The organism is Domibacillus enclensis, assembly GCF_900156125.1.
Taxonomy (GTDB): Bacteria; Bacillota; Bacilli; order Bacillales; family Domibacillaceae; genus Domibacillus; species Domibacillus enclensis.
In genome coordinates, this window is the sequence record NZ_FTLX01000002.1 from 216,750 (window position 1) to 240,033 (window position 23,284).

A 23,284-nucleotide genomic window follows, 5' to 3' on the forward strand; every position below is an offset into this window, starting at 1 on the left:
TAAGATGTATGGAGCAATCGAAGCGGGCGGAACAAAATTTGTCTGTGCAGTTGGAAATGATCGAGGAGATATTATCGATGAGGCACAGTTTCCAACTACGGTTCCAGACGAAACGATGAAAGAAGTCATTTCTTTTTTTCAAAAGCATCATGTGAAGGCAATCGGAATTGGTTCATTTGGACCCATTGAAGTAAATAAAGATCATGCAGACTACGGGTCAATTACTTCAACACCGAAGCTTACGTGGGCGAATTATCCAATTGTCGATGTAATGAAAGAAATGTTCGATGTACCAATCGGCTTTAACACGGATGTGAACGCGGCTGCCCTTGGAGAGTCGTTCACTGGTGCTGCAAAAGGCCTGGACAGCTGCTTATATATAACGGTCGGTACAGGGATCGGAGCTGGTGCGGTTGTGAACGGCTCCCTTTTGCAGGGCTGGTCGCACCCGGAAATGGGTCATATTCTGGTCCGGCGACACCCGGAGGATCCATATGAAGGAACTTGTCCATATCACAAGGATTGTCTGGAAGGTCTTGCGGCAGGACCTGCAATCGAGCGGCGCTGGGAGAAGAAGGGTATTGAGCTTGCGGATAAGCAGGAAGTCTGGGAGATGGAAGCCTTCTATTTAGCACAGGCGATTATGCAGTATATGTTGATTCTATCACCGAAGCGAATTGTCATGGGTGGAGGGGTAATGAAGCAAAAGCAGCTGTTTCCGCTCGTTCGAAAGCAAGTGGCTACTCTTCTGAATGGATATATCTCGCTGCCAGAGCTTGAGACCTTTATTGTACCGCCGGGTCTTGGTGACCACGCTGGGATTACAGGCGCACTGATGCTGGCGAAAAACGAAGTAGAGAAATAGGTGGAATCGTTTTCTGTTGCGCTTTTTGTTATAATTATCCTAATGAGTCAAAATGAGTAGGTGTAAAGGATGAATGAAAGGCAAAAAGAGCTCCTGCAAATATTGCTTCAGGAATTGGAAGGTCCCTTTTTAGTAAATGCCCTGGCGGAAAAACTCGGCTGCTCAGAAAAAACGATCCGCAATGATCTAAAAACGATAACGGATTATTTGTCTGAGAACAGTACCGCTCTGCTAGTCAGAAAGCCGGGTTCAGGCGTCTATATTGAAACGGAGGAGGAAGAGCGTCGCAGGCTTTCTTCTTTGTTTTTTCACGTAGAAACAGTCTCAGAACAAGAGCGTTCGATGGAGATCGCCTATACGCTGCTAATGGCAAAAGAAGCCGTGACAATTCAATCAATGGCTGATCGTTACTATGTAAGCAGGACTCAGATTAAGCGGGATATAGACTGCATTAATGAGTGGCTTTCTTCATTTGGGCTGTCAATTGAATCAAGGCAGCGGGTCGGCTTTATACTGGAAGGGTCCGAACTGAAAAAACGGAGCGCCCTTGCACATTTGCCGCAACTGCTTGGGACAGGCGATCTGGGAGAGCACTCCATTACGAACTTATTTCCCGATTACGAAGTGAAAGCGGTCAAGAAGGCTCTTTCAGCGCTTGATGAATCATTTACAGATGATACGCTGGACCGTCTGCTCGTTCATATCCTTATTATGATGAGGCGGACCAAGCTGAAATGCCCGATTCAAGTGACAGAGCAGGAACGGGAAGCGGTGTTGGAGCGGACGGAATTCGAGCAGGCAAACAAGCTTCTGAGTGAGATAGGACCGTTATTTTTGTTGCGATTTCCAGACGATGAAGTGATTTATTTCGCGTGGCATTTAATGAGTGGGAAGCGGCGAAGATTGAGTGAGGAAAATAGTCTGGCGACAGCCAGTGTCATGTTGGAGCTGGTGAGTAAAATGAGCAGCTTAACTGGTGTGAATTTCCGTCAGGATGAAACGCTTCAAGAAGGTCTCTCTGTTCATTTGCAGTCCGTCATTCACCGCGTGTCGTATGGGCTTACGATGACCAATCCTCTTTTAACCGAGATCAAGCGCATGTACCCTCATTTATTTGGCTTAATTATTCTCGCTCTTGAGGAGATCAGGGAATCTTTTGGTCTTATGATTCCAGAAGAAGAATCGGCTTATTTGCTGCTGCATTTTCAAGCGGCACTGGAACGAAGACAGAGAATCGGCGATGAAAAGAAAAAAACAATTGTTGTTTGCCATATGGGCATTGGCATGTCACAGCTTCTCCGAACGCGCCTTGAGCAGCATATAAACCATTTAGATGTTGTGGATTGTATCGCGAAAGCAAATCTTGCGGACTATCTTCTATCGGAAAAAGTGGATTTGATCATATCGACAGTGGAGGTGGAGGCAGAGATTCCGGTTGTGGTCGTCTCGCCTTTGTTTGATGAACAAGACAAGGAAAAGGTGAGAGAAGTGGTAAAAGAAATTAATGAAGAAGGAGCACTTCCTTCAGGATCATCTGCTTTGCTTCATTTTATTAATGAACCATCCATTTTTCTGGGTGTGAAGCTTGATCACCGTTATGAAGTCATTGAAAAGCTGGCGAACGCTCTTTATAATCAGGGATTTGTTGAAAAAGAATATGCTCACTCTGCCTTGCTGCGTGAACGGATGTCCGGCACAGCGATTGGCTCGGGCATTGCGATTCCGCATGGGAATCCAAATGATATTAAGCGTTCGGGTATTGCAGTCGCTGTTTTGGACAAGCCAATTGATTGGGAAAATGAATGGGTATCAGTCGTTTTTCTGATGGCCGTTTCTGGTGAGAAGGACGGCGTGATGAAGCAGCTGTTTCAAGAGCTTTCGCTCATTAGTGAAAAGCCTTTTCTTGTGAAGCAGCTGGCTGAATCCGTAGACCAATCCTCGTTTTTAAAACGCTTGCATAAATAATCTGATTTTGCCGGAACGATCGGTAAAAAACAAAATTATTCATTAGTCCTTTGTCCTTTATAGTAAAAGCAAGAGGAAAAAAGGAGGAAGGCATAGTGAAGATTTTAGCGATTACTGCTTGTCCGAATGGGATCGCCCATACGTATATGGCGGCAGAAAACCTTCAAAAAGCGGCGGACCAGCTTGGCGTGGAGATGAAAGTAGAAACGCAGGGGTCAATCGGTGTTGAAAATGAATTTACCGAACAGGAAATAAGAGAAGCTGATGGCATTATCATTGCAGCGGATAAAACTGTCACAAAGGACCGGTTTGGTGGGAAACGTGTGCTTGTAACCGGGGTGCAGGATGGCATTCGACGGCCTGAAGCACTGATTCAGGAGATTCACAACGGAAGTGTGCCAGTGTATAAGCCGGAGGAACGATCCACGGCGGATATTAAGCGGGAACGGCAAAACAAAGAAAATCCAATCTACCGGCATTTAATGAATGGTGTATCTTATATGATTCCATTTATCGTCATTGGCGGGTTGTTGATTGCGATTGCGCTAACACTTGGCGGTGAAAAGACACCTGGTGGCATTGTCATTCCAGAAGGCTCCTTTTGGAAAGATATAGAAGCGATTGGCGGCGCATCTTTTACATTTATGGTGCCGATTTTAGCCGGTTTTATTGCGATGAGTATTGCGGATCGGCCAGGGCTAGCGCCGGGGATCGTCGGTGGGTATATTGCTGCGAACGGAAGCTTTTATGGAAGTGAAGCAGGTGCCGGATTTATCGGTGGTATTATTGCCGGCTTTTTAGCAGGTTACGTGGCACTGGCTATTAAGCGAGTGAAAGTCCCAAAAGCGCTTATGCCAATTATGCCGATTATTATTATTCCGATTTTGGCCTCACTCGTAGTCGGACTAATCTTAATTTATATTGTCGGCGCCCCGGTTGCGCAAGTGTTTATGTCTTTAACAGGATGGCTTGAAGGCATGCAAGGATCTAGCTCGATTTTGCTGGCGCTTATATTAGGAGCGATGATCTCCTTTGATATGGGCGGACCTGTCAACAAAGTTGCGTTTCTATTCGGATCAGCAATGATTGCGGAAGGAAATTATGAAATTATGGGACCAATTGCGGTCGCGATTTGTGTGCCGCCGATTGGCATGGGTGTAGCTACATTTTTAAATAAGCGCAAGTACCAGCCATCTGAACGGGAAGCTGGAAAAGCCTCTTTTACGATGGGTCTATTTGGGATCACAGAAGGTGCAATTCCATTCGCTGCACAAGATCCGCTTCGGGTGATCCCGAGCATTATGGCAGGGTCCATGACAGGAGCTGTAATTGCAATGGTAAGTGGTGTAGGTGACCGTGTAGCACATGGTGGTCCGATTGTAGCTGTTCTCGGAGCGGTTGATAACGTGTTGATGTTTTTTATCGCGGTTATTGTCGGTGTGTTTGTTACGGCGCTGCTTGTAAATCTAGTGAAAAAAGATGCTGAAGTTGAAGGCGATATTCCACCAGTGAAGCCAGCTGCACAAACCGAGATAACTATTCACAAGCTTACAGATATTACAAACGAACAGCTGATTGATGTGAATTTATCTGGGGATACACGTGATGAGGTCATAGATGAACTCATTGAAAAACTGCATCGCGAGGGTGCATTGACGTCAAAAGAAACGTTCAAGCAGACAATTTTAAACCGTGAAAATGAAAGTACCACCGGAATTGGTACTAATATTGCGATTCCGCACGGAAAGTCTAATGCTGTCATCAAGCCAGCTGTAGCCTTTGGGATTCAACAGAAGGGTGTAGACTGGAGCAGTTTTGACGGAACCGATGCAAAATTAGTGTTTATGATCGCCGTTCCAGAGCAGCGGGCTGGAAATGATCATTTGAAGATTTTGCAAATGTTGTCACGAAAGCTGATGGATGAATCATTCAGAGAGCAGCTTCTGGCTTCCAAGTCAAAGGAAGAAGCTTACCGCTTGCTTGATACCATTCATTAAAGAAATTAGGGACTCCAAAGCGTTCGTTTAGATGAACATTTGGAGAGCCCTCTTTCTTTTTTAATAACGTAAATGAATACTAAAGGAGACTTTTCAATATGAATCAGCCACTTTTTCTAAAACCTATTTTTCAAGAACGAATTTGGGGAGGCACTGCTCTTCGGGATCAATTCGATTATAATATTCCATCGGATCATACAGGGGAATGCTGGGCGATTTCTGCGCATCCAAATGGACCATCGGTGGTTGAAGATGGTCCGTTTTCCGGCAAAACAGTTGCAGAGCTCTGGGAGGAGCGCCGGGATTTATTTGGTGGCATGAAGGGAGAGGTCTTTCCGCTTTTAACCAAAATTTTGGATGCGAGTACAGACTTATCGGTACAGGTTCACCCAAATGATGAATATGCCCGCATAAATGAAAACGGGGAACTTGGTAAAACGGAATGCTGGTACATTATCGACTGTAAACAAGGTGCTGAAATGATTTACGGACATACAGCGCAGTCGAAAAAGGAGTTTGCTGACAAGGTGGAAAAGGGCGAATGGACGAGTTTGCTTCGCCGAGTACCTATTCAGCCAGGGGACTTCTTCTTTGTGCCAAGCGGAACTGTTCATGCGCTATGTGAAGGTACGCTTGTGCTTGAGACACAGCAAAGTTCGGATACGACCTACCGCGTGTACGACTATGACCGGATAGACGCAGAAGGCAACAAACGCGAGCTTCACATTGAAAAATCGATTGATGTCAGCACGATTCCGCATGTCGATGCACCAGTAGAAAGTATTTCTCGGGAAATGAACGGTGTTCGGATCACTCATTTCGTTGATTCTTCTTTTTTTTCAGTTGAAAAGTGGGAAGTAAGCGGAACAGCAGATTTTCAACAGAACAAGCCCTTTATGCTATTTAGCGTAATCGATGGAGAAGGAGTGCTGAAGAAAGAAGGAAAACATTCTCCAATCAAAAGGGGCGCTCACTTTATCCTTCCAAACGGATTTGATGAATTTTCGCTGGAAGGTCAGCTGACATTGATTGCTTCATGGAAGGAGTAAAGAATGGATATACGGAAAATTCATCATGCTGCGATTATTTGCTCAGATTATAAGCGCTCCAAACAGTTTTATACGGAAGTATTAAAGCTAGAAATTCTGTCCGAGACTTACCGGGCAGAGAGAGATTCTTATAAGCTGGACCTGCGGGTGGGGGACAGGGATCAAATTGAATTGTTTTCGTTTCCTAATGCACCAGCGCGGTCGAACTACCCAGAGGCCCAAGGGCTGCGTCACCTGGCGTTCGAGGTGTTGGATATTGAAGTGGCAGTCCAAGAACTTGAGGAACAAGGTGTCTTGGTGGAGCAAGTTCGAGTGGACGAAGGTACCGGACGGCGATTCACGTTCTTCAATGATCCAGACGGCCTTCTGCTAGAGCTGTACGAGCGGGCGTAATTTTCATTTTCTTTTCACTTTTGCAGTGTATACTGGCAGAATCATATGCTGGAAGGTGAGAAGAATGCATCATGATCATGAAGACCGTAATTTGATAAAAGGGCTCGGTCTTGGCGTTCTACTAAGTATTCCGTTATGGATTTCTTTCTTCGGCTGGGTCGGGATACTTAAACAAATGGTGTGAAAAAAATTTAATGTATAGTTGTTGGGTATGAGGGTATAATAAATAAAACGCTTTCATAACTGAGAGGGAGTTGATACCTCATGAACCAACTATACAATGAAAACGATTTGTTGACAGGCTTGCGATGGGGAATTGGCCTCAGTATACCGCTTTGGCTTTCTTTTTTTGGCTGGATTAAACTCTTTGTAGGAATTTTATAATCATGATAAATGGACTCAGTCTTAAATGGCTGGGTCTTTTTAAATTGATGTAATCGCAAATTGACTGAAAAGTGACCATGCATGATCGGAATATCCAGTGGATGACCGAATTCCGTATGCAGATAGCCGGAAAAGTGAGAATCCGGTCATCCTTCCCCGTATTCCGGTCCACCAGTTAGAAAATCCGGTCGATGATGAGAAATGCTGGAAGCTTTTCAGGGATTAAATTATTTATGCCCTCACGTTTTTTACGAAAAAAACATTCCACTATCGTTCTCCTTAATAGAATGAATCCTCGGTAACTTCTTCAATGCATTTCTCTCATCCATATAAAAGGACTAAAGGCTTGAAACTTTATGTGTTTTTATCTGTTTTTATGTGGCAATTATGTTGTTACTATGAAATAATATAATTTACATAATATAGAATTTGGCTGTGGAGATGTATAGTCAGAATGTTAAAGGCGGTTGTTGGGGAATGCGAATTAATCATAATATAGCATCACTTCATTCACAGAGAATCGTTTCGGCTCACCAGACGGACTTATCCAAAACGTTAGAGAAATTGTCGTCGGGGCTTCGAATTAACCGGGCGTCGGATGATGCAGCAGGATTAACCATCTCACAGAAGATGAGAGGCCAAATTAGAGGACTCAATCAAGCAGAGCGAAATATACTGGACGGCATTTCACTGGTGCAAACAGCAGAAAGCGGGCTTGGAGAGATTCACACGATGCTTCAGCGAATGAGGGAGCTGTCTGTTCAAGCGGCAACAGGTACATTAGCGGCAGAGGACAAGGAAGCCATTCAAGCCGAAGTCGACCAGTTAAAGCAAGGAATTGATTCAGTCGCTTATGAAACGGACTTCAATGGAACTCATCCGCTTACTTCCGTTTATACAGAAAAGGAAGCGGCAAATGGACAAAAAGCAAAAGTAGATGTGGTGTTTGTCATCGATACATCCGGCAGCATGGGGGGTGTTATTGATAATGTGAAAGCCAATTTGCAGCATTTTGCGAATGGACTGGGAGACGTTGACGCGCAATTTGGATTGGTTCAGTACAGTGATATAGGATACGAGGAGCCGATGAAGAAGTGGGCATTTACCAGTGATGTCGCGATGTTTGAAAGCAACCTTCAAGATCTAAGAGAAAATCACATGTACGGCGGTGGAGATGGACCTGAAACGGGTTTAGAGGGAATCATGGACCCGAGTACCGGGGCGATGTCATTTTCTTTTCGTGATCATGCAAAAAAGCATTTTGTGTTAATTACAGACGCACCTGTACATGAAAAGGGAGACGGTTCAGAACACGCAGGTCATTATTCTTATCAGGCAGATGAAGTAGCTACGACCTTAAATGCATCTGACGTTCAAGTTTCTGTGGTCAGTAGTATGATAGACAGTATTCAACGTGAACAGCTGAGCCAGCTTTCTAATGAAACGGGCGGGATGTATTTAGATATTTATAGTGACTTTGGAACAAGTTTGAATGAATTGGCGGAAAGTATTAAAGATGACGCATCGAGTGAAACGGAAATAGTGCAGCCGCCTATCACACTTCAAGTCGGAGCGAATGAGGCAGATGTTTTCCACATGGACTTAACAGACGCCAGAGCAGTCGCCTTGAATATCGAGGATTTGGACGTAGTGGAGGATGCAGTGGCAGCACTTGTTCAAATCGATCAAGCGATTCACATGGTTTCAAAGGAGCGGTCTAAGTACGGCGCTTATCAAAATGCGCTCGAGTACATCCTCACTAATGTCACAAATGCCAGTGTCAATGCGACAGCAGCAGAATCCCGTATTTCGGATGCAGATATGGCACTGGAGATGACAGAGTACACGAAAAGAAATATTCTTATCCAGTCCGGGCAAGCTATGCTCGCTCAGTCAAATCAATTGCCGCAGGGGATTTTGCAGCTTTTGAAATAATATATTTTTTTTCTTCGTAAACGTTGCTGCATTGTGTTGTCCTTGATTCTGACTATAGTCAGAGATGAAGAAAAAATAAATGATGACAGTGTCAGCCCCTCGCCTCAAGTTAGGCAGGGGGCTGTTTAACGTTTCACGCTCATAGGAAGGTTGCACACTTTTCGGTGGAGTTGCACGGTTTCGCGGAAAGTTGCACGCTAGGACAGTGGGTTGCACAGTTTTCGGGAAAGTTGCACACCTGGGCAGAGAGTTGCACGCTTTTCGCTAAAGCTGCACGCTTGGGTAGTGAGTTGCACAGTTTCTCCAAAAGTTGCACGGTTTCCGTAAAACTTGCACAGTTGGGCGCTCTATTCGTGATTTCTATCTACAACCTTTTTGACGGCTTCATCTAATTTCTGTAAAGTTTAGGTGAGAGTAGAGGAGGAATGCGGGTGATTCAGTTTCAGGAGGTACGGAAGGCGTTTGGCAAGCAGGATGTGCTGCGCGGGGCTTCTCTTCACGTGGCGCCGGGTGAGTATGTGGCGATCATGGGGAAGTCGGGCTCGGGGAAGAGCACGCTGCTGAATATATTGGGTGCGATGGAGGATGCGGACGATGGGCGGTATCAGCTCGCCGGCCATTATGTACATAAAATGAGCGCGCGGAAACGGACGGCGCTTCGGAATGCGGAGATCGGGTTTGTGTTTCAGCAATTTCAGCTGATTCCGAATTTGTCGGTTTATCAAAATGTGAAGCTGCCGCTGACGTATGGGCGGAAGAAGCTGGGCGGCAAGCGGGGGCGTGTGCTGAAGGCGCTTGAGGATGTTGGCTTGCTTGAGAAAAAAGGACAGAAGCCGGGCCGCTTGTCGGGCGGCGAAAAGCAACGCGTCGCGATTGCGAGGGCGCTTGTGAATGAGCCATCGATGCTGCTGGCGGATGAGCCGACCGGCAGCCTGGATGAATCAACGACAGAAACGATTATGGCGCTGTTTGATGAGGTGCATGCGCGCGGCACCACGATTGTGATGATTACGCATGATCCGGAAGTGGCGGCGCGTGCGGAGCGGGTCGTGCATCTGCGAAATGGGGTGCTTGAATGAAGGTGATTCAAGCGTTTTGGCTGGCGATTCTCGGGCTTTGGGCGAACAAGTTCCGGGTGCTGTCGGCGATGATGGGTATTGTGATCGGTTTGTTTGCGGTGATGGTGCTGATTTCGATTGCGGTCGGAGCGAAGGACATGCTGATGCGGCAAATGGGCAACCTCGGCGCGGAGCAGATTTTGGTCATGCCGGGCCGCGTGCTCGATGATGCCAATGGACAAAAGGATTTATTGAGCGGGCTGACGAGTGTGCCGAGTACGCTGACGTATGAGGATGCCGAAGCGGTGCGGGCAGTGCCTGGTGTAGAGCGCGTTGTGCCGCAGCTGGAAACAGTGGCGAACATCGATTACGGTGACACGCGTGTGCAGGGCATGATCGTCGGCACAACGACCGGCTATGCGGAGGTGCAGCACGCCGCGGTGGCAGAAGGGTCCTTTTTTGCTGAAGAGGATCAAGGGAAAAATGTGGTGGTGCTCGGCCGCAATGTGCATGACGGACTGCTTGGCATCACGCAGCAGGATGGCGGCGGCGGAGAAGCTGCGCCTGGCGGAGAGGACAAGCCGTGGTGGCAAAAGTGGCTGTCCGGCTTGACGGCAGAAGCCAGTGAACCAATGCTTGTTGGCAAAACGATTATGATCGGTGAAACAGAATATAGTGTAGCCGGTGTGCTTGAGCCGAATGCGACACTCGGGTCGAGCACAGACAACACCGTTGTGATGCCGATTGAAACGGCGCTGGCTAACACGGACATGACGTATTTAAACAAAATGATCGTGGAAGCGGACAGTTTGGACGTGATCGATCAAGTGGACGGAGCGGTGTTCTCCGCCATTGCCGCCCAGCATTCTGAAATCGACTTCAGCGTCGTGAAGCAGGAGCAAATGCTCGGCGCAGTTGGGAAAGTAACGACGGTGCTGCAGGTAATGCTCGCCGGGATTACAGCGACTGCACTACTCATTAGCGGCATGGGCATTTTGAACGTCATGGTCATGTCCGTTCGTGAACGGACACGCGAAATCGGCATCCGTAAAGCACTCGGTGCGACGACGTTTGAGATTTTGCTTCAGTTTTTCTTTGAAACGCTGCTGCTTTGTCTTGTGGGCGGCGCGATCGGGATTGCTTGTGGATACGCGTTTATCGAATTGTGGAATGCGAATGTGACTATTTTTGCCCTATCGCTGCCAATGTGGGCGGTTCAGCTTGGGCTTGGCGTGACGGCTGTTATTGGTGGGATTTTTGGGGTTTATCCGGCGTTGAAAGCAGCGCGGATGAAGCCGAGTAAAGCGTTGCGGTTTGAGTAAAGGCTGCACGGTTTAGCGGTGGAGTTGCACAGTTTTCGAGAAAGTTGCACGCTTAGGCTGGGATTGCACAGTTTTCGTGGAAGTTGCACGCTTGGACTGAGGTTGCACAGTTTTCTGGAAAGTTGCACGCTTAGGCTGGGGTTGCACTGTTTTCGTGAAACTTGCACGTACAACGGATCAAAGTGAAGAGCCTGTTCAAGGAAATCGCTTGAACAGGCTCTTTCTGTTGGATTGGCCGCTTCTCATCAATTCCCCAGAAAAGGTTGAAATGTAAATTGGAATGATTTAGAATAACCTTATAAAGTTTGTTTAATGGAAAAACTAACATTCAGTTAAAAAATTCAATTTTGTTTGGTCTAAAGACATTAAGATGAGCTGGGAAATTCACAGCCTGTAATGAAAGCGCTTTATATAGTGGGTAAAAATCAAGGAGGGGTAACATGAGCAAGATTTTTAATGCTAGTAAGTTTTACAGTTTATTGGAATGGATTATGTGGCTCGCTTATTTGAACCTGCTTTGGATGGGGGGACTGGCAGCGGGGCTGTTTGTGCTCGGTTTGTTTCCGGCTACGGTTTCGATGTTTGCGGTGATCCGCGGGCTGCTGAAAAGAGATTCTTCTGAAAACAAGATCTTCCATACCTTTGTTTCGATGTATAAAAAGGAATTTGTAAAGTCCAATTTGATTGGCTTTATTGTTGCCGCTATGGGCTTAGTTCTTTATTTAGATTTTTTGTTTATCCAAAACATGTCGGGTGTTGTTTACTACATTCTGTTTACCGGATTGATTTTCATCAGCCTCGTGTATGTCATTTCGCTTTTGTACATTGTCCCCGTTTATGTTCATTATGATTTGAGCTTTTTTCAATATTTCAGACATGCGGTGTTGATTGGCATCGTCAGCCCGGTGATCACGCTTTTAATGCTGGCAGGTTTAGCTGGCTTGTATCTTCTTCTTGTCTCCATCCCTGGCCTGATTCCGTTTATTACGACAAGCTCGGTCGCTTTTATTCTGATGAGCAGTGCGTTGATCGTTTTTCACAGACTGGAACAAAAGCAGCGTATGGCGGTAAGCAATTAAATCCTGTTGATCCTAAATGGAATGGAGGGAGCCTGCAATGGCCTTCAAAGTGTTTTTAGTAGATGATGACCGGTACGTGCGAAAGGGCCTGATTAACCTCATTGACTGGGAAGCTTGTGGATTTGAAGTATGTGCGGAAGCAGACAACGGTGAAGATGCGCTGCTGTATATTCGGGATTGCCAGCCGGAATTGGTGATTACGGATATTAAGATGCCCGTGCTCGATGGCCTGGAGCTCATTAAGCATACGCTGGAGTTGAAAAACGCCACGTCTAATTTTGTCATTATTACGGGATACAGTGATTTTAAATATGCCCAAAAAGCGGTGAAGTACGGTGTGCACGATTTTATTTTAAAGCCAGTGGACAAAGACGAAATCGAGAAAACGCTGAAAAAGGTGGCGGAGGAACAAACGAAAAAGTTGCAGGTGAAGAGAAACAGAGAAAAGGCGCTCGCGGCGGCTGCGTTCAATGAGTTAATCACAGCGGAACCGAACAAAGAGCGCTTCAGTGAACATCTCATGAACATGGATGTGACCCGAACGAAGGGCTTTGTGTATGTCATCATTGAGGCGAATAATGACTTTGTTCATACAACGAACATGCGTGACGCGGTCAGCCATGTGATTAAAGAGGACAAGTCGGACTTCACTGTGCTGTTTCGCGAGCACGGCAGCAATCAGCTAGGGTTGCTGGTGAGCATGAAGGACGTTTCGGCGTATAAGAAAAGGATTTGCCACTTTTCCAATGACGTGAAACAGCATGCAGCGCGCCAGTTGAAAACGGACGTCGCTGTCTATATCGGGAAAATGGTTCAGGACGTATCGGAGATAAAAGCCTCTTACCAAACCGCTGTTAAAGCGCTTCAGTTCAAATATTTGGAGGAACCGGACGTGTCGATTGTGTTCGGGGATACGAAAAACGAAACGGTTCATTACACGGAGCTTGACCAGGCGCTGTATCAGACGCTACTTGAGCAAATTGAAGAGAACCGGACGGCAGACATACAGGAAACGGTGGAGACGATGTTCGAGCAATTTCAAACGAAAGCCTTTGCCAAGGATGCGGTGAAAACATCGATTAACCGGGTGATTCACGAAGTGGTCCGCACGGTTCAGTCAATGGATGGCGACGAGAAAAAACTCGAATCGTTGCAAAAAGTGCTGGATTGGGATCACATTCCCTGCTCGCTTCACGTGACAAAGGAGATGTTTTTGGCTTTTTTATTGGAGGCAGCGGCACTGCTCAGCCAGTTAAACCAGGAAAGCGGCACGGTCACTATGCGCAGAATTAAGCGGTACGTTGACACTCACTATCAGGAGGATCTAACGCTCAAGAAAATAGCCAATACCTTTTTCTTAAACCCTGTGTACATGGGCCAGCTGTTTAAAAAGACGTACGGCTTGTATTTTAAGGACTATGTGCTGCAGGTCCGGATCAATGAAGCAAAAAAGAAGCTGCGGCAAACAGACCTGCGTATTTTCCAGGTGGCGGAAAGTGTAGGCTTTTCGAATGCGGATTATTTTGTGACGAAGTTTGAAAAAGTGGCGGGCATGACACCGACTCAATACCGGAAAAACCGGTCCTCATGATGGAGACTATATGAAGCTGCCTTCGTTTAATAATATCGGATTGCGCAATAAGCTGTTAATTATTTATATTTGCGCGGTGTTTATTCCGATCACGCTGACGCATATCGTTTTTTACAACGTGACAACGAACAATGTGAAAACACAAAAAATGAGCGACCTGTCTCTTTCCGTTGAAAAGATATCCGATGATTTTTTAATGGCGATCAATGATGCGGTCGGCATTTCGTCTATGATGTATACCGATTACGAACTGTACACGCTGCTGGAAACGAAATACCGCTCCACGACCGAATTTATTCACGCTTATCATGATTATTACGACAATATCAGCAAGGAAGTGCCCCTTTACTCTCCCGTTCGCTCGCTTACCTTGTACACGGACAATGAAACGGTTTTATACGCAGGCGGTGTGAAGAAAATTGATTCATCTGTGAGGAGCGCTGATTGGTACGAAAGCACGGAGCTTATGCGGCATTCTTATCCGGTTTTAACCCGTCAGCGGGGCGAAACGGGGAAGCTGGATACGTTCAGCTTAATAAGGGAAATGGATCATTATCATACGATTAATTCGACGAAAAAGATCATGGAAATAAAGCTGGATCACGGGTTAATGCGCAACTTGTTTCACGACGTGACGTTTCAAGGCGATCTGTATTTGCTGAATGGGGAGGGGACGATTGAGTACACAACAAATGAACATATTGACTGGTCCGCAGGCCGTTTTCCGTATTCACCGGCTGACAACGACAGCGATCACATCGTTTTTGAAGAAACGTTTCATCTGCAATATTTAAACAACTGGAAAGTGGTGGGCGTGGCGCAGGAGCACGTACTGATGGAGGAAGTGGAAAGCTCGCGTAATTTCATTCTATACCTGGCGCTTATTAATCTGGTTTTTCCTTCTCTGTTTATCATTTATATGACAAGCTCGCTTCACACGCGGATCTTGCGGATTTTAAAGCATATGAGGGGTGTCGAGGATCAGCATTTTGAGCTGATCGAAGGGGCGCAGTACCGGGACGAAATTGGTGAACTGACGCAGGCCTTTAACCGAATGGCGTTTAAAATCAAAAAGCTGATCAAGGAAGTGTACGTAGCGGATATTCAAAAAAAGGATCTGGAGCTGAAACGAAAGCAAGCTCAGCTCAGCGCCCTGCAAAGTCAAATCAATCCCCATTTTTTATTTAATGTACTGGAAACGATTCGAATGAGGAGCATGTTGAAAAACGAAAATGAAACAGCGAAAATTATTCAAAATATTGCCAGCATGCTCAGGAAATCGTTTATTTGGGGAAAAGATTGGGTGAAGGTGGAGGAGGAGCTGTATTTAATTAACTGTTTCCTGGAAATCCAATATTACCGGTTTGATGATAAAATGCAGTATCAAATAGAGGCAGAGCCCGAAGCGCTACATTGTCTGATTCCGAATATGTCGCTCATTCCGTTTGTTGAAAATGCGAGCATCCACGGGATCGAGTCGATAAAAGGAAAAGGCTTGATCAAAATCGTCATTAAAAAAGTCCACGACCGCCTGCTGTGTGAAATAACGGATACAGGACGGGGGATGGATACGGCTGAGTATGAGCAACTGCTGCGGTCATTGGAGGAAGCGGAAGATATGGGCGAGCATGTTGGGATCAAAAACGTCTATTATCGCTTGAAGCTTCACTATGGAGACGATTTTGAGTTTAACATTACGAGCGAAAGCGGAGTGGGGACGAAGGTGAGTATTCTTTTTCCGTATAAAGAAAAGGAATAAGCGGCTGTTGAAAAAAGATTGTGTCAATGAAAAGCAGGTAACATAAAGCCACTGTGCTTGCGCCAATACGGTCGGGGTGGCTTCTGCAGGACTTCGCGTTCGGAGGGGCGGGCGGTGAGATCCACTTTTGGAGCACGACGCTCCAAAAGTGGATCTCACCTGACCCTCTGCTTTTTTAGAAAGTCAGACTGTTTCTCGCTCTAGAAAATTGACACGTTTGTTTTTCAACACGATGAAATGCCCCTGCATCCGGGGGCGTTTTTTCATGTCGGTTGATATAACAGCTATAGTTTACAAAGTAAAAACTATATTTTGTATGGTCATCAAAAAAAAGGATGTACGTTACAATGAAAGGGCTTTCAATATTGGGGTCATGCTACTAAACAAAATCAGGGGGGAGTCAAATTGTTGAAACGAAAAACGATATTCTTTGCTTTTGGTCTACTTGCCATGTTATGTTTCGTCGCTGCTTGTTCAAATGGTGAAAAAGGAGAAGGTGGGGAAGAGGGCGTATCCACCTACACGTTTTTTAATGCATCCTCTACCGGAAAAGATGTGAATACCGCTGAGACCAAAATCGGGAAAATGTTTGAGGAAGAAACAGGTGTGAACTTTGACATTGAACATATTGTCGGCGACAGCAATCAAAAAATCGGCACGATGATCGCCAGCGGAGAATACCCGGAGCTGCTGAACGCTCAAAATGCAACAAATGATGTAATTGATGCAGGCGGGTTTTTGCCGCTCAACGATTTGATCGAGGAACATGCACCGAATTTAAGAAAGCTATATGATCCAATATGGGAAAAGATGAAGCAGGAGGATGGAAACATTTATATTCTTCCGTCCGGCGTTTCAAACGGCTACATTAAGCCGCCGAACATTGGGCAGTCCGCGTTTTTCATTAGACGGGACGCATTAAAGGAGCAGGGCTATCCACAGCCTAAAACGATTGATGAATACTTCGACATTATTGAAAAATATGCAAAAGCGCACCCGACGATTAACGGGGCCGATACGATTCCATACACGATCCTGCAGTACGACTGGCATGTCGGCCAGCTGTTTGATCCACCAGCGTTTTTATCCGGTGAACAGGAAGGCATTATGGTCGACAACGAAACACTGGACGTATCGGTTCATCACAACCAGGATATAACGAAAAACTGGCTTCAAAAATTAAATGAATTAAACAGCAAGGGTTTATTGGACAAAGAGTCGTTCACACAAAACTATGACGAGTATTTAGCGAAAATATCTTCCGGGCGAGTGGTCGGATGGTTCGGACCGCAGTGGGAATCAGCGGCTGCTTTGGACACACTTGAGCAGGACGACGATCCATACAATGACTTCATGGGTTTCCCGATCGTGTTTGAAGAAGGGATTAAAGATCAGTACTTAAACCCGGAATCGTACGTAACGTCTCCTGGTACGGGGCTGACGGCAGGCACGGATGAAGAAGATCAAGTGAAAATCATCAAATTTTTGGATCACATAGCGAAGGTCGATTCTCAAAAGCTCATTACATGGGGAATCGAAGGGGAAACGTACGAGGTGAATGAAGAAGGCCGCTTTTACCGTACAGAAGAACAAATTGAGCAGGTGAGCAATAAAGAATTCGCAGATGAATTCGGATTTACCGCACTTGGCTGGTACTGGCCGATCATGAGCGGAACGTTTGATGACGGGAATTCGGTTGATCCAGAGGTGCAGCCGGAAGTCGCTCAGCTTTCTTATGATGAAGTCGATAAGGAATTTTTGGAAGCGTATAACATTGAAGTATTTACCGATTTGTTTACTGAGCCAGACCCGGCGCCATGGTTTCCGTTCTGGGATGCTGTCATCGAAACAGGGTCAGAAGCCCAGCTGTATGATCAGCAATCGCGTGACTTAATCAAGCAGTCTTATCCGGATATCATCCTGGCAGACCCGGCAAAATTTGACGCGCAATGGAATAGCTTCAAGCAGGAATTTGAAAAGCTTCCGTACAAAGCATACGAACAAGTTATTGAGGATTCCGTGAAAAAAGAAGCTTCGCTGATGGAGTAAGTAGTGCGAATGGGAGAAGGCTGAATGGTGTTTCAGCCTTCGATCTTTTCATCATCCGGTGGAAGTGTGCGGGGGATCACTGAAGAGGAGGTATTAATGCGCGGATGAAAACAAAAGCAAATGCAGTGACGTCTCAAGCGTTTCCTGAGAGCCAGACAGGAAGAGTCAAGTCATTTATTGCGACGTGTAAAAGCCAGAAAGCGTTGCTGTTAATGACGGTTCCGTTTGTGATCTGGGTTTTTGTTTTTAAATATTTGCCTGTGTGGGGATGGACGATGGCGTTTCAGGATTTTAAGCCGGCACGTTCTTTTTCAGAGCAGGAATGGGTAGGGTTTAAGCATTTTGCTTTTTTATTTACAGACGACCGCTTTTTGGGCGTGTTACGAAATACGCTGGCGCAAAGCCTGATTAATTTAGTTCTGGGCTTTGTTACAGCCATTGGGCTGGCGGTTTTGATCAACGAATTGACCAATGTGAAGTTTAAGCGAGTGGTTCAAACGATCAGCTACCTGCCCCACTTTCTTTCGTGGGTTGTTGCGGCGGCGCTGATTTCGTCCCTGTTGTCCATGGATGGCATCATCAATGAATTGTTGATCGGATTGAACATTATAGACGACAAAATTCTTTGGCTGGGGGTCGGTGAGTATTTTTGGGGCATCCTGGCGGCGTCTGATATATGGAAGAATGTCGGCTGGAACACCATTATTTATTTAGCCGCTATCTCTATGATTGATATGGAGCAGTATGAAGCGGCCAAAATTGACGGAGCTTCCCGGCTGCAGCGGATTAAGTACATTACAATACCCGGGATGAAGCCAGTCATTGTCGTTCTTTTGATTATGAACATGGGCTATATTATCGAAGCGGGTTTTGAAGCCCAATATTTGCTCGGAAATGGACAGAACATAGAGTATTCAGAGAACATCGATGTGTTTGTCATTAATTATGGTATTTCGATGTTTAACTTTTCTTTGGCCACAGCAGCGGGAATATTCAAAACTGTTATTAGCTTAATCTTCCTGATAGCAGCCAATTCATTCTCCAAGAAAATGGGTCAAGGCGGTTTATACTAGGAGGTGTGGTTGAAGTGATACTGGCGAAAAAAAGAAAGAAGAACTTAATGAGGACAAAGGAAGACGTCCTGTTTGATACGTTTAACGTTACCTTTATGATTTTATTAAGTATCGTCATGCTGTACCCTTTTTTGAATCAAATCGCTCTTTCGTTAAACGCTGCGACAGATTCTGTGAAAGGCGGCATTTACTTATGGCCCCGCGAGTTTACGTGGCGCAACTATGAGTATGTGTTCAGCCAGGCGTCGATTATGCAGGGCATCTTCGTTTCCGTCGCCAGAACGGTCATTGGCACGCTGATCAGCATCTTGTGTACAGCGATGGTCGCGTATGCGATTGCGCAGGAAAAGTTTGTTTTTAAGCGCTCGGTGACGATCATTTTTATAATGACCATGTATTTTAATGGCGGCTTAATTCCAACGTATCTCTTAATGAGAGACTTGCAGCTGATCGGGACATTTTGGGTGTATATTATACCGGGGATCATCAGTGCCTTTAATTTGATTATTATGCGTTCGTTTATCGAAGGCATTCCGAAAAGCATTTTTGAACAAGCGCGCATTGACGGTGCCGGAGACTTCAGGGTTTTCTTTCAAATTGTTTTGCCGCTGTCCTTGCCGGTACTGGCTACGGTGTCGTTGTTTGTTGCAGTCGGTCAATGGAATCAATGGTTTGATGTGTTTTTATACAACTCCAGCAATGAAAGTCTCACGACACTGCAATACGAGTTAATGAAGGTGCTTCAGAATACGGCCACGTCCAATGGAGACTGGAACTCTGCTCAGGCAAGCGGGGAGCATGCCGCCAATACGGTGACGCCGAAATCCATTCAAGCGACCATGACCATTGTGGCCAGTCTGCCAATCATCTGTATTTATCCTTTCCTGCAAAAGTATTTTGTCAAAGGGATGACTCTCGGCGCGGTCAAATAGGGAGCATTGATTGTCCGTTTATCAAGATAAAACAAAAGGAGCGAATAAGATGACGAAGCAAGGAATTCAGCAAAACATCCCTTCCTTATCAGATGTGTATAAGAAGCATTTTCGTATTGGCGCTGCGGTGAATCCGATGACACTGCATGATCAAGAAGCGTTTATTTTAAAGCACTTTAACAGCTTAACAGCGGAAAATGTAATGAAGTTTGAACGGCTGCAGCCGGAAGAAGGGCATTTTACCTTTACGCATGCGGATGAGCTGATCGCTATTGCTCAGCAGAATAACAAGCAGGTCAGAGGCCATACGCTCGTTTGGCATAATCAAACGCCCGATTGGGTTTTTCAGCAAAGCAATGGAGAAGAAGCGGATAGACAGCTTTTGTTGGAACGCATGAAACAGCATATCTTTACTGTGATGGAGAGATACAAAGGGAAGATTGGCAGCTGGGATGTGGTGAATGAAGCCGTCTCGGACAGCGGAACCGATTTATTGAGAGAATCGAAGTGGAGAAGCATAATAGGAGACGATTTCATTGATAAAGCGTTTGAATACGCGCATATGGCCGATCCGGACGCGCGGTTATTTTACAACGATTACAACGAGTCCCATCCTGAAAAAAGAGAAAAGATTTATTCAGTAGCGAAAGGATTAGTGGAAAGAGGCATTCCGATTCACGGCATCGGCTTGCAGGCTCACTGGAATTTAAGCGAGCCTTCTCTTGACCACATCAAGCAAGCAATCGAGCGTTATGCATCGTTAGGCTTAAAACTCCACATTACCGAAATGGACGTATCCGCTTTTTCATTTGAAGACAAACGAGCTGATTTAACCGCGCCAACAGAAGAGATGACGGACAAGCTGACAGAGCGCTACAGAAGCTTTTTTGACCTGATGACCGAGTACGCAGCCGTCATTGACTCCGTAACATTCTGGGGAGTAGCGGATAATTACACATGGCTCGACGACTTCCCTGTAAAAGGGAGAAAAAACTGGCCGCTGCTGTTTGACGAACACCTTCAGCCGAAGCCGTCCTTTTGGGAGGTTGTGGATGTAGCAAGAAAAGAACGAGTCGAAAAATAAATCCGTGCGCCGCTCTTGATTATTCATCTTTTCAACGTGAGGATGACGACTATGAGAAATTACAGGCTTTTCCTCCTGCTCGCCTTCGTATGGATCACAGCGAGCGGGTGCAGCCAGGAAGACGACAAAGTAAACATCCTCTTTTTTTCAGAGCTGTCCGCTGACGCAGAGCGCGACATCCGTTCCGTCATTCCTGAAGAAGCAGAAACCGTTCAATTGGCGTTTTACCCGTTTCATCACGAGAAATTAATGGTTGAATTAGCGGGGAAAACCGGGGACCTCTTTTTAGTGCCTCAGGAAGAGGTAGCGAATCTGATTGACCCTGTCGCGTTCACAAAATTAACGGACGTGGCTGCGGATGACTCGTCGGTGGATGCCTTCAAAAGAGAAGATCCGGATACAGGCAATGTCCACGTTTACGCCATTCCGATTTCTGCAGGTACAGAGAAACCACTGGCAGCCTTTATACCAAACTATTCCGAGGACAAAGAAAAAGCGTTAGCTATTCTGAAAGCGTTAGCCAACTAAACGACGGCCGGATTACTGGGAACAACGGCCGGATAGTCGAAAATAATGGCTGGATTACTGGAGACAACGGCCGGATTATCGATTATCCAGCCGTTAGTCATCAAAATACAGCCGTCAGGACACCGCATTCGATGCATTTCTGACCAATAAAAGCTAAGCCGAATGACTGCGATTTTCGCAGGATTGTTCGGTTTTTTTTGCTGTTTGCTCCCTCTTGTCATCCAGCTTCTTATATACAGCTCTGCGAAGGCATATTTTACATGTGATGAAAAAAGACGGTATAATTTGGGAGAGTAAGCCGATGAGGAGAGGAGCCGGACATAGATGAAAACACGAATCACCTACAGTGAAAAAGGAACCGCCCGTTACAATGAAGACCGGGTGGGATCATACCGGAATGTGGCCTGGGTCATTGACGGGGCGACACCGCTGTTTCAGGAAACGTATTTGTCGGAGGACAATGATGTTGTGTGGCTGGTGGAGACGCTGCACAAGTGGCTGCCACATTTTATTCGCGATGAGGAGTCGCTTGAAGAAATTTTGTCCCGGACACTTGCGCACGTTGAGCAGGAGGCGCTTGGGCTGTATCCGGGGCTTCGTAATGTCGCTGCTTATGCGCTCCCGACGTTCACGGTGGCGATGGTTCGGCTTTCGGGCGGGCGGCTTGAGTATTATGTGCTCGGCGATGCGGGTGTGCTGGCCGCACTGCCGGACGGGGTTTTGTGGATGACCGATGACCGGCTGGAGATGATGAGCCAGCGCGTTCGGAAAGAAGCTGTGGCGGACAAGCCGGTGCTGCTCCAGGCAATTCGCCAAAAGCTGAATACGGAAGAGGGCTACTGGATCGGATCGATTGACGGAGCCGGTATTCCGCACGGGTATGCGGGGGAAATGAAGGTAGAGCCCGGGACGCGTGTAATGTGTGTCAGTGACGGGTATTCCCGGCTGTTTGAGCTGTTCGGCTGGGTCGAAGCGGAGCAACTCAAGCTGGATGACGCATCGGTCAAGGCTACGGTGGCGAAGGTGAGAGAGATCGAGATGGCGGATGCAGAGGGCGTCCGGTTCCCACGGGCGAAGTGCCACGATGATTTGTCGGTTGTGCTGGTGGAGAGTGAGTGAAAAAGAGAAACGGAGGATTTGAGATGAAAAAACAACGGTTTGGCTTAATTGGGTCAGGATGGCGGGCGGAGTTTTACATACGGATTGCGAAGCTTTTGCCGGAGCAGCTGGAGTTGACGGGGGTGGTGATTCGTGACTCGGACAAAGGAGCGGCCTTTGCGAAAAAATTCAGTGTGCCGGTTGTGCAGACGCTGGATGAGCTGTTGGAAGACCGACCGGATTTTGTTGTGCTGTCGATCAACCGGGATTTTGTAACCGATTACTTGGTGAGATTGTTTGAACGGAAGGTGCCGGTGCTGTGTGAAACGCCGCCCGGGAAAACGGTGGCGGATCTTGAGGAGCTGTGGGAAAGCAGCCAGGCGAGTGGGGCGAATATTCAAGTGGCGGAGCAGTATTTTCTCCAGCCGCTGTATGCCGCATGGCTTCAAGTGATGGAAGAAGGCAGGCTTGGCGAGGTGGAAAATATGTCGATTTCGGCGTTGCACGGGTACCATGCCGTGAGCATGATCCGCAAGATGTTGAACGTGCCGTATGAGCGATGTGTGATACAAGGCAAGCGCTTTTCATTTCGGGTGACGGAAACAGCGGATCGCGGCGGCTTTGTGGTGGACGGCGAGGTGATGACACGTGACCGCGACCGGCTGACGTTTGAATTTGAAAACGGAAAAACGGCCTTTTTTGATTTTTCCGGGGTGCAGTATCATTCTTACATCCGGACGCGCCAGCTGAATGTGCAGGGAACGCGCGGTGAGATTGATGACTTGACGGTTCGTTATCTCGCAGAAGACGGGACGCCGGTGACACAGGAGCTGCAGCGGATCGATCTCGGTGTGTACAACAATCAGGAGTGGGCGCATCAGGGCATTATGCTGGGTGAGCGGTATGTGTACAAAAGCCCGTTTCCGACAGGCAGGCTGAACGATGACGAGATTGCGATTGCCGATTGCCTCGTTCGCATGGGTCATTACGTGCAAACGGGCGAGTCGTTTTACTCCTTGCGTGAAGCGCTGCAGGATACGTACGTGTCGATTAAAATGGAAGAAGCGCTGAGCCGGCCGAATGAGGAAATAATCGTGGATCGGATGATTTGGGCGGAATGATT

At 46.6% G+C, this 23,284-nt stretch carries 18 protein-coding genes; all 18 read left to right on the plus strand.

Features of this window, described 5'->3' with window-relative positions; translation table 11 throughout:
* The first annotated feature begins 4 nt into the window (after window positions 1–4).
* The 18 genes from BW952_RS04985 (at window position 5) to BW952_RS05075 (ending at window position 23,282) form a co-directional block, all read left to right on the plus strand.
* Window positions 5–865: an ROK family protein gene (locus tag BW952_RS04985; RefSeq protein WP_045849382.1), complete on the plus strand. Its 861-nt coding sequence runs from the start codon at window positions 5–7 to the stop codon at window positions 863–865.
* Between the two features lie 69 nt (window positions 866–934).
* A complete protein-coding gene (locus BW952_RS04990; protein ID WP_045849383.1) occupies window positions 935–2,830 on the plus strand; it encodes a BglG family transcription antiterminator in 1,896 nt (631 codons plus the stop codon).
* Between the two features lie 95 nt (window positions 2,831–2,925).
* A complete protein-coding gene (locus BW952_RS04995) occupies window positions 2,926–4,827 on the plus strand; it encodes a PTS fructose transporter subunit IIABC (protein ID WP_045849384.1) in 1,902 nt (633 codons plus the stop codon).
* Between the two features lie 98 nt (window positions 4,828–4,925).
* On the plus strand, window positions 4,926–5,876 hold the full coding sequence (gene manA, locus BW952_RS05000; protein WP_045849385.1) for a mannose-6-phosphate isomerase, class I: 951 nt from the start codon (window positions 4,926–4,928) through the stop codon (window positions 5,874–5,876).
* A 3-nt stretch (window positions 5,877–5,879) separates the two neighbouring features.
* The gene (gene gloA2, locus BW952_RS05005; RefSeq protein ID WP_045849386.1) at window positions 5,880–6,269 is read left to right on the plus strand and encodes an SMU1112c/YaeR family gloxylase I-like metalloprotein; all 390 of its coding nucleotides are present in this window, start codon (window positions 5,880–5,882) and stop codon (window positions 6,267–6,269) included.
* Between the two features lie 861 nt (window positions 6,270–7,130).
* Window positions 7,131–8,588: a flagellin N-terminal helical domain-containing protein gene (locus BW952_RS19555; RefSeq protein ID WP_045849387.1), complete on the plus strand. Its 1,458-nt coding sequence runs from the start codon at window positions 7,131–7,133 to the stop codon at window positions 8,586–8,588.
* 431 nt (window positions 8,589–9,019) lie between these two features.
* Window positions 9,020–9,667 carry an ABC transporter ATP-binding protein gene (locus tag BW952_RS05015; protein WP_082084531.1) on the plus strand — a complete coding sequence of 216 codons (648 nt, stop codon included), beginning with the start codon at window positions 9,020–9,022 and terminating at the stop codon, window positions 9,665–9,667.
* Window positions 9,664–10,968: an ABC transporter permease gene (locus BW952_RS05020; protein WP_045849389.1), complete on the plus strand. Its 1,305-nt coding sequence runs from the start codon at window positions 9,664–9,666 to the stop codon at window positions 10,966–10,968. Before BW952_RS05015 ends, BW952_RS05020 begins: the two co-directional genes overlap by 4 nt.
* Before the next feature lie 440 nt (window positions 10,969–11,408).
* Window positions 11,409–12,047 (plus strand): YesL family protein, encoded by a 639-nt coding sequence (locus BW952_RS05025; protein WP_045849390.1) that lies wholly within the window; start codon window positions 11,409–11,411, stop codon window positions 12,045–12,047.
* A gap of 37 nt (window positions 12,048–12,084) precedes the next feature.
* Window positions 12,085–13,638, plus strand: a complete 1,554-nt coding sequence (locus BW952_RS05030; RefSeq protein WP_045849391.1) for a response regulator transcription factor — start codon at window positions 12,085–12,087, stop codon at window positions 13,636–13,638.
* Between the two features lie 10 nt (window positions 13,639–13,648).
* The gene (locus BW952_RS05035) at window positions 13,649–15,397 is read left to right on the plus strand and encodes a sensor histidine kinase (RefSeq protein ID WP_045849392.1); all 1,749 of its coding nucleotides are present in this window, start codon (window positions 13,649–13,651) and stop codon (window positions 15,395–15,397) included.
* 405 nt (window positions 15,398–15,802) lie between these two features.
* On the plus strand, window positions 15,803–17,446 hold the full coding sequence (locus tag BW952_RS05040) for an extracellular solute-binding protein (protein WP_231581376.1): 1,644 nt from the start codon (window positions 15,803–15,805) through the stop codon (window positions 17,444–17,446).
* A 212-nt stretch (window positions 17,447–17,658) separates the two neighbouring features.
* The gene (locus tag BW952_RS05045) at window positions 17,659–18,519 is read left to right on the plus strand and encodes an ABC transporter permease (protein ID WP_231581379.1); all 861 of its coding nucleotides are present in this window, start codon (window positions 17,659–17,661) and stop codon (window positions 18,517–18,519) included.
* A 47-nt stretch (window positions 18,520–18,566) separates the two neighbouring features.
* The gene (locus BW952_RS05050) at window positions 18,567–19,451 is read left to right on the plus strand and encodes a carbohydrate ABC transporter permease (RefSeq protein ID WP_045850736.1); all 885 of its coding nucleotides are present in this window, start codon (window positions 18,567–18,569) and stop codon (window positions 19,449–19,451) included.
* A 49-nt stretch (window positions 19,452–19,500) separates the two neighbouring features.
* Window positions 19,501–20,535 (plus strand): endo-1,4-beta-xylanase, encoded by a 1,035-nt coding sequence (locus BW952_RS05055; protein WP_045850701.1) that lies wholly within the window; start codon window positions 19,501–19,503, stop codon window positions 20,533–20,535.
* 51 nt (window positions 20,536–20,586) lie between these two features.
* Window positions 20,587–21,063 (plus strand): hypothetical protein, encoded by a 477-nt coding sequence (locus BW952_RS05060; protein WP_045850702.1) that lies wholly within the window; start codon window positions 20,587–20,589, stop codon window positions 21,061–21,063.
* A 324-nt stretch (window positions 21,064–21,387) separates the two neighbouring features.
* On the plus strand, window positions 21,388–22,182 hold the full coding sequence (locus BW952_RS05070; protein ID WP_045850704.1) for a hypothetical protein: 795 nt from the start codon (window positions 21,388–21,390) through the stop codon (window positions 22,180–22,182).
* Window positions 22,183–22,205: 23 nt separating this feature from the next.
* Window positions 22,206–23,282, plus strand: coding sequence for a Gfo/Idh/MocA family protein (locus BW952_RS05075; protein ID WP_045850705.1), 1,077 nt, complete (start codon window positions 22,206–22,208; stop codon window positions 23,280–23,282).
* The last annotated feature ends 2 nt before the right edge of the window (window positions 23,283–23,284 follow it).

Coding starts and splice junctions, on each gene's coding strand:
- BW952_RS04985 (WP_045849382.1), top strand. CDS start 5: ATGTATGGAGCAATCGAAGCGGGCGGAACAAAATTTGTCTGTGCAGTT.
- BW952_RS04990 (WP_045849383.1), top strand. CDS start 935: ATGAATGAAAGGCAAAAAGAGCTCCTGCAAATATTGCTTCAGGAATTG.
- manA (WP_045849385.1), top strand. CDS start 4,926: ATGAATCAGCCACTTTTTCTAAAACCTATTTTTCAAGAACGAATTTGG.
- gloA2 (WP_045849386.1), top strand. CDS start 5,880: ATGGATATACGGAAAATTCATCATGCTGCGATTATTTGCTCAGATTAT.
- BW952_RS19555 (WP_045849387.1), top strand. CDS start 7,131: ATGCGAATTAATCATAATATAGCATCACTTCATTCACAGAGAATCGTT.
- BW952_RS05020 (WP_045849389.1), top strand. CDS start 9,664: ATGAAGGTGATTCAAGCGTTTTGGCTGGCGATTCTCGGGCTTTGGGCG.
- BW952_RS05025 (WP_045849390.1), top strand. CDS start 11,409: ATGAGCAAGATTTTTAATGCTAGTAAGTTTTACAGTTTATTGGAATGG.
- BW952_RS05030 (WP_045849391.1), top strand. CDS start 12,085: ATGGCCTTCAAAGTGTTTTTAGTAGATGATGACCGGTACGTGCGAAAG.
- BW952_RS05035 (WP_045849392.1), top strand. CDS start 13,649: ATGAAGCTGCCTTCGTTTAATAATATCGGATTGCGCAATAAGCTGTTA.
- BW952_RS05045 (WP_231581379.1), top strand. CDS start 17,659: ATGACGGTTCCGTTTGTGATCTGGGTTTTTGTTTTTAAATATTTGCCT.
- BW952_RS05050 (WP_045850736.1), top strand. CDS start 18,567: ATGAGGACAAAGGAAGACGTCCTGTTTGATACGTTTAACGTTACCTTT.
- BW952_RS05055 (WP_045850701.1), top strand. CDS start 19,501: ATGACGAAGCAAGGAATTCAGCAAAACATCCCTTCCTTATCAGATGTG.
- BW952_RS05060 (WP_045850702.1), top strand. CDS start 20,587: ATGAGAAATTACAGGCTTTTCCTCCTGCTCGCCTTCGTATGGATCACA.
- BW952_RS05070 (WP_045850704.1), top strand. CDS start 21,388: ATGAAAACACGAATCACCTACAGTGAAAAAGGAACCGCCCGTTACAAT.
- BW952_RS05075 (WP_045850705.1), top strand. CDS start 22,206: ATGAAAAAACAACGGTTTGGCTTAATTGGGTCAGGATGGCGGGCGGAG.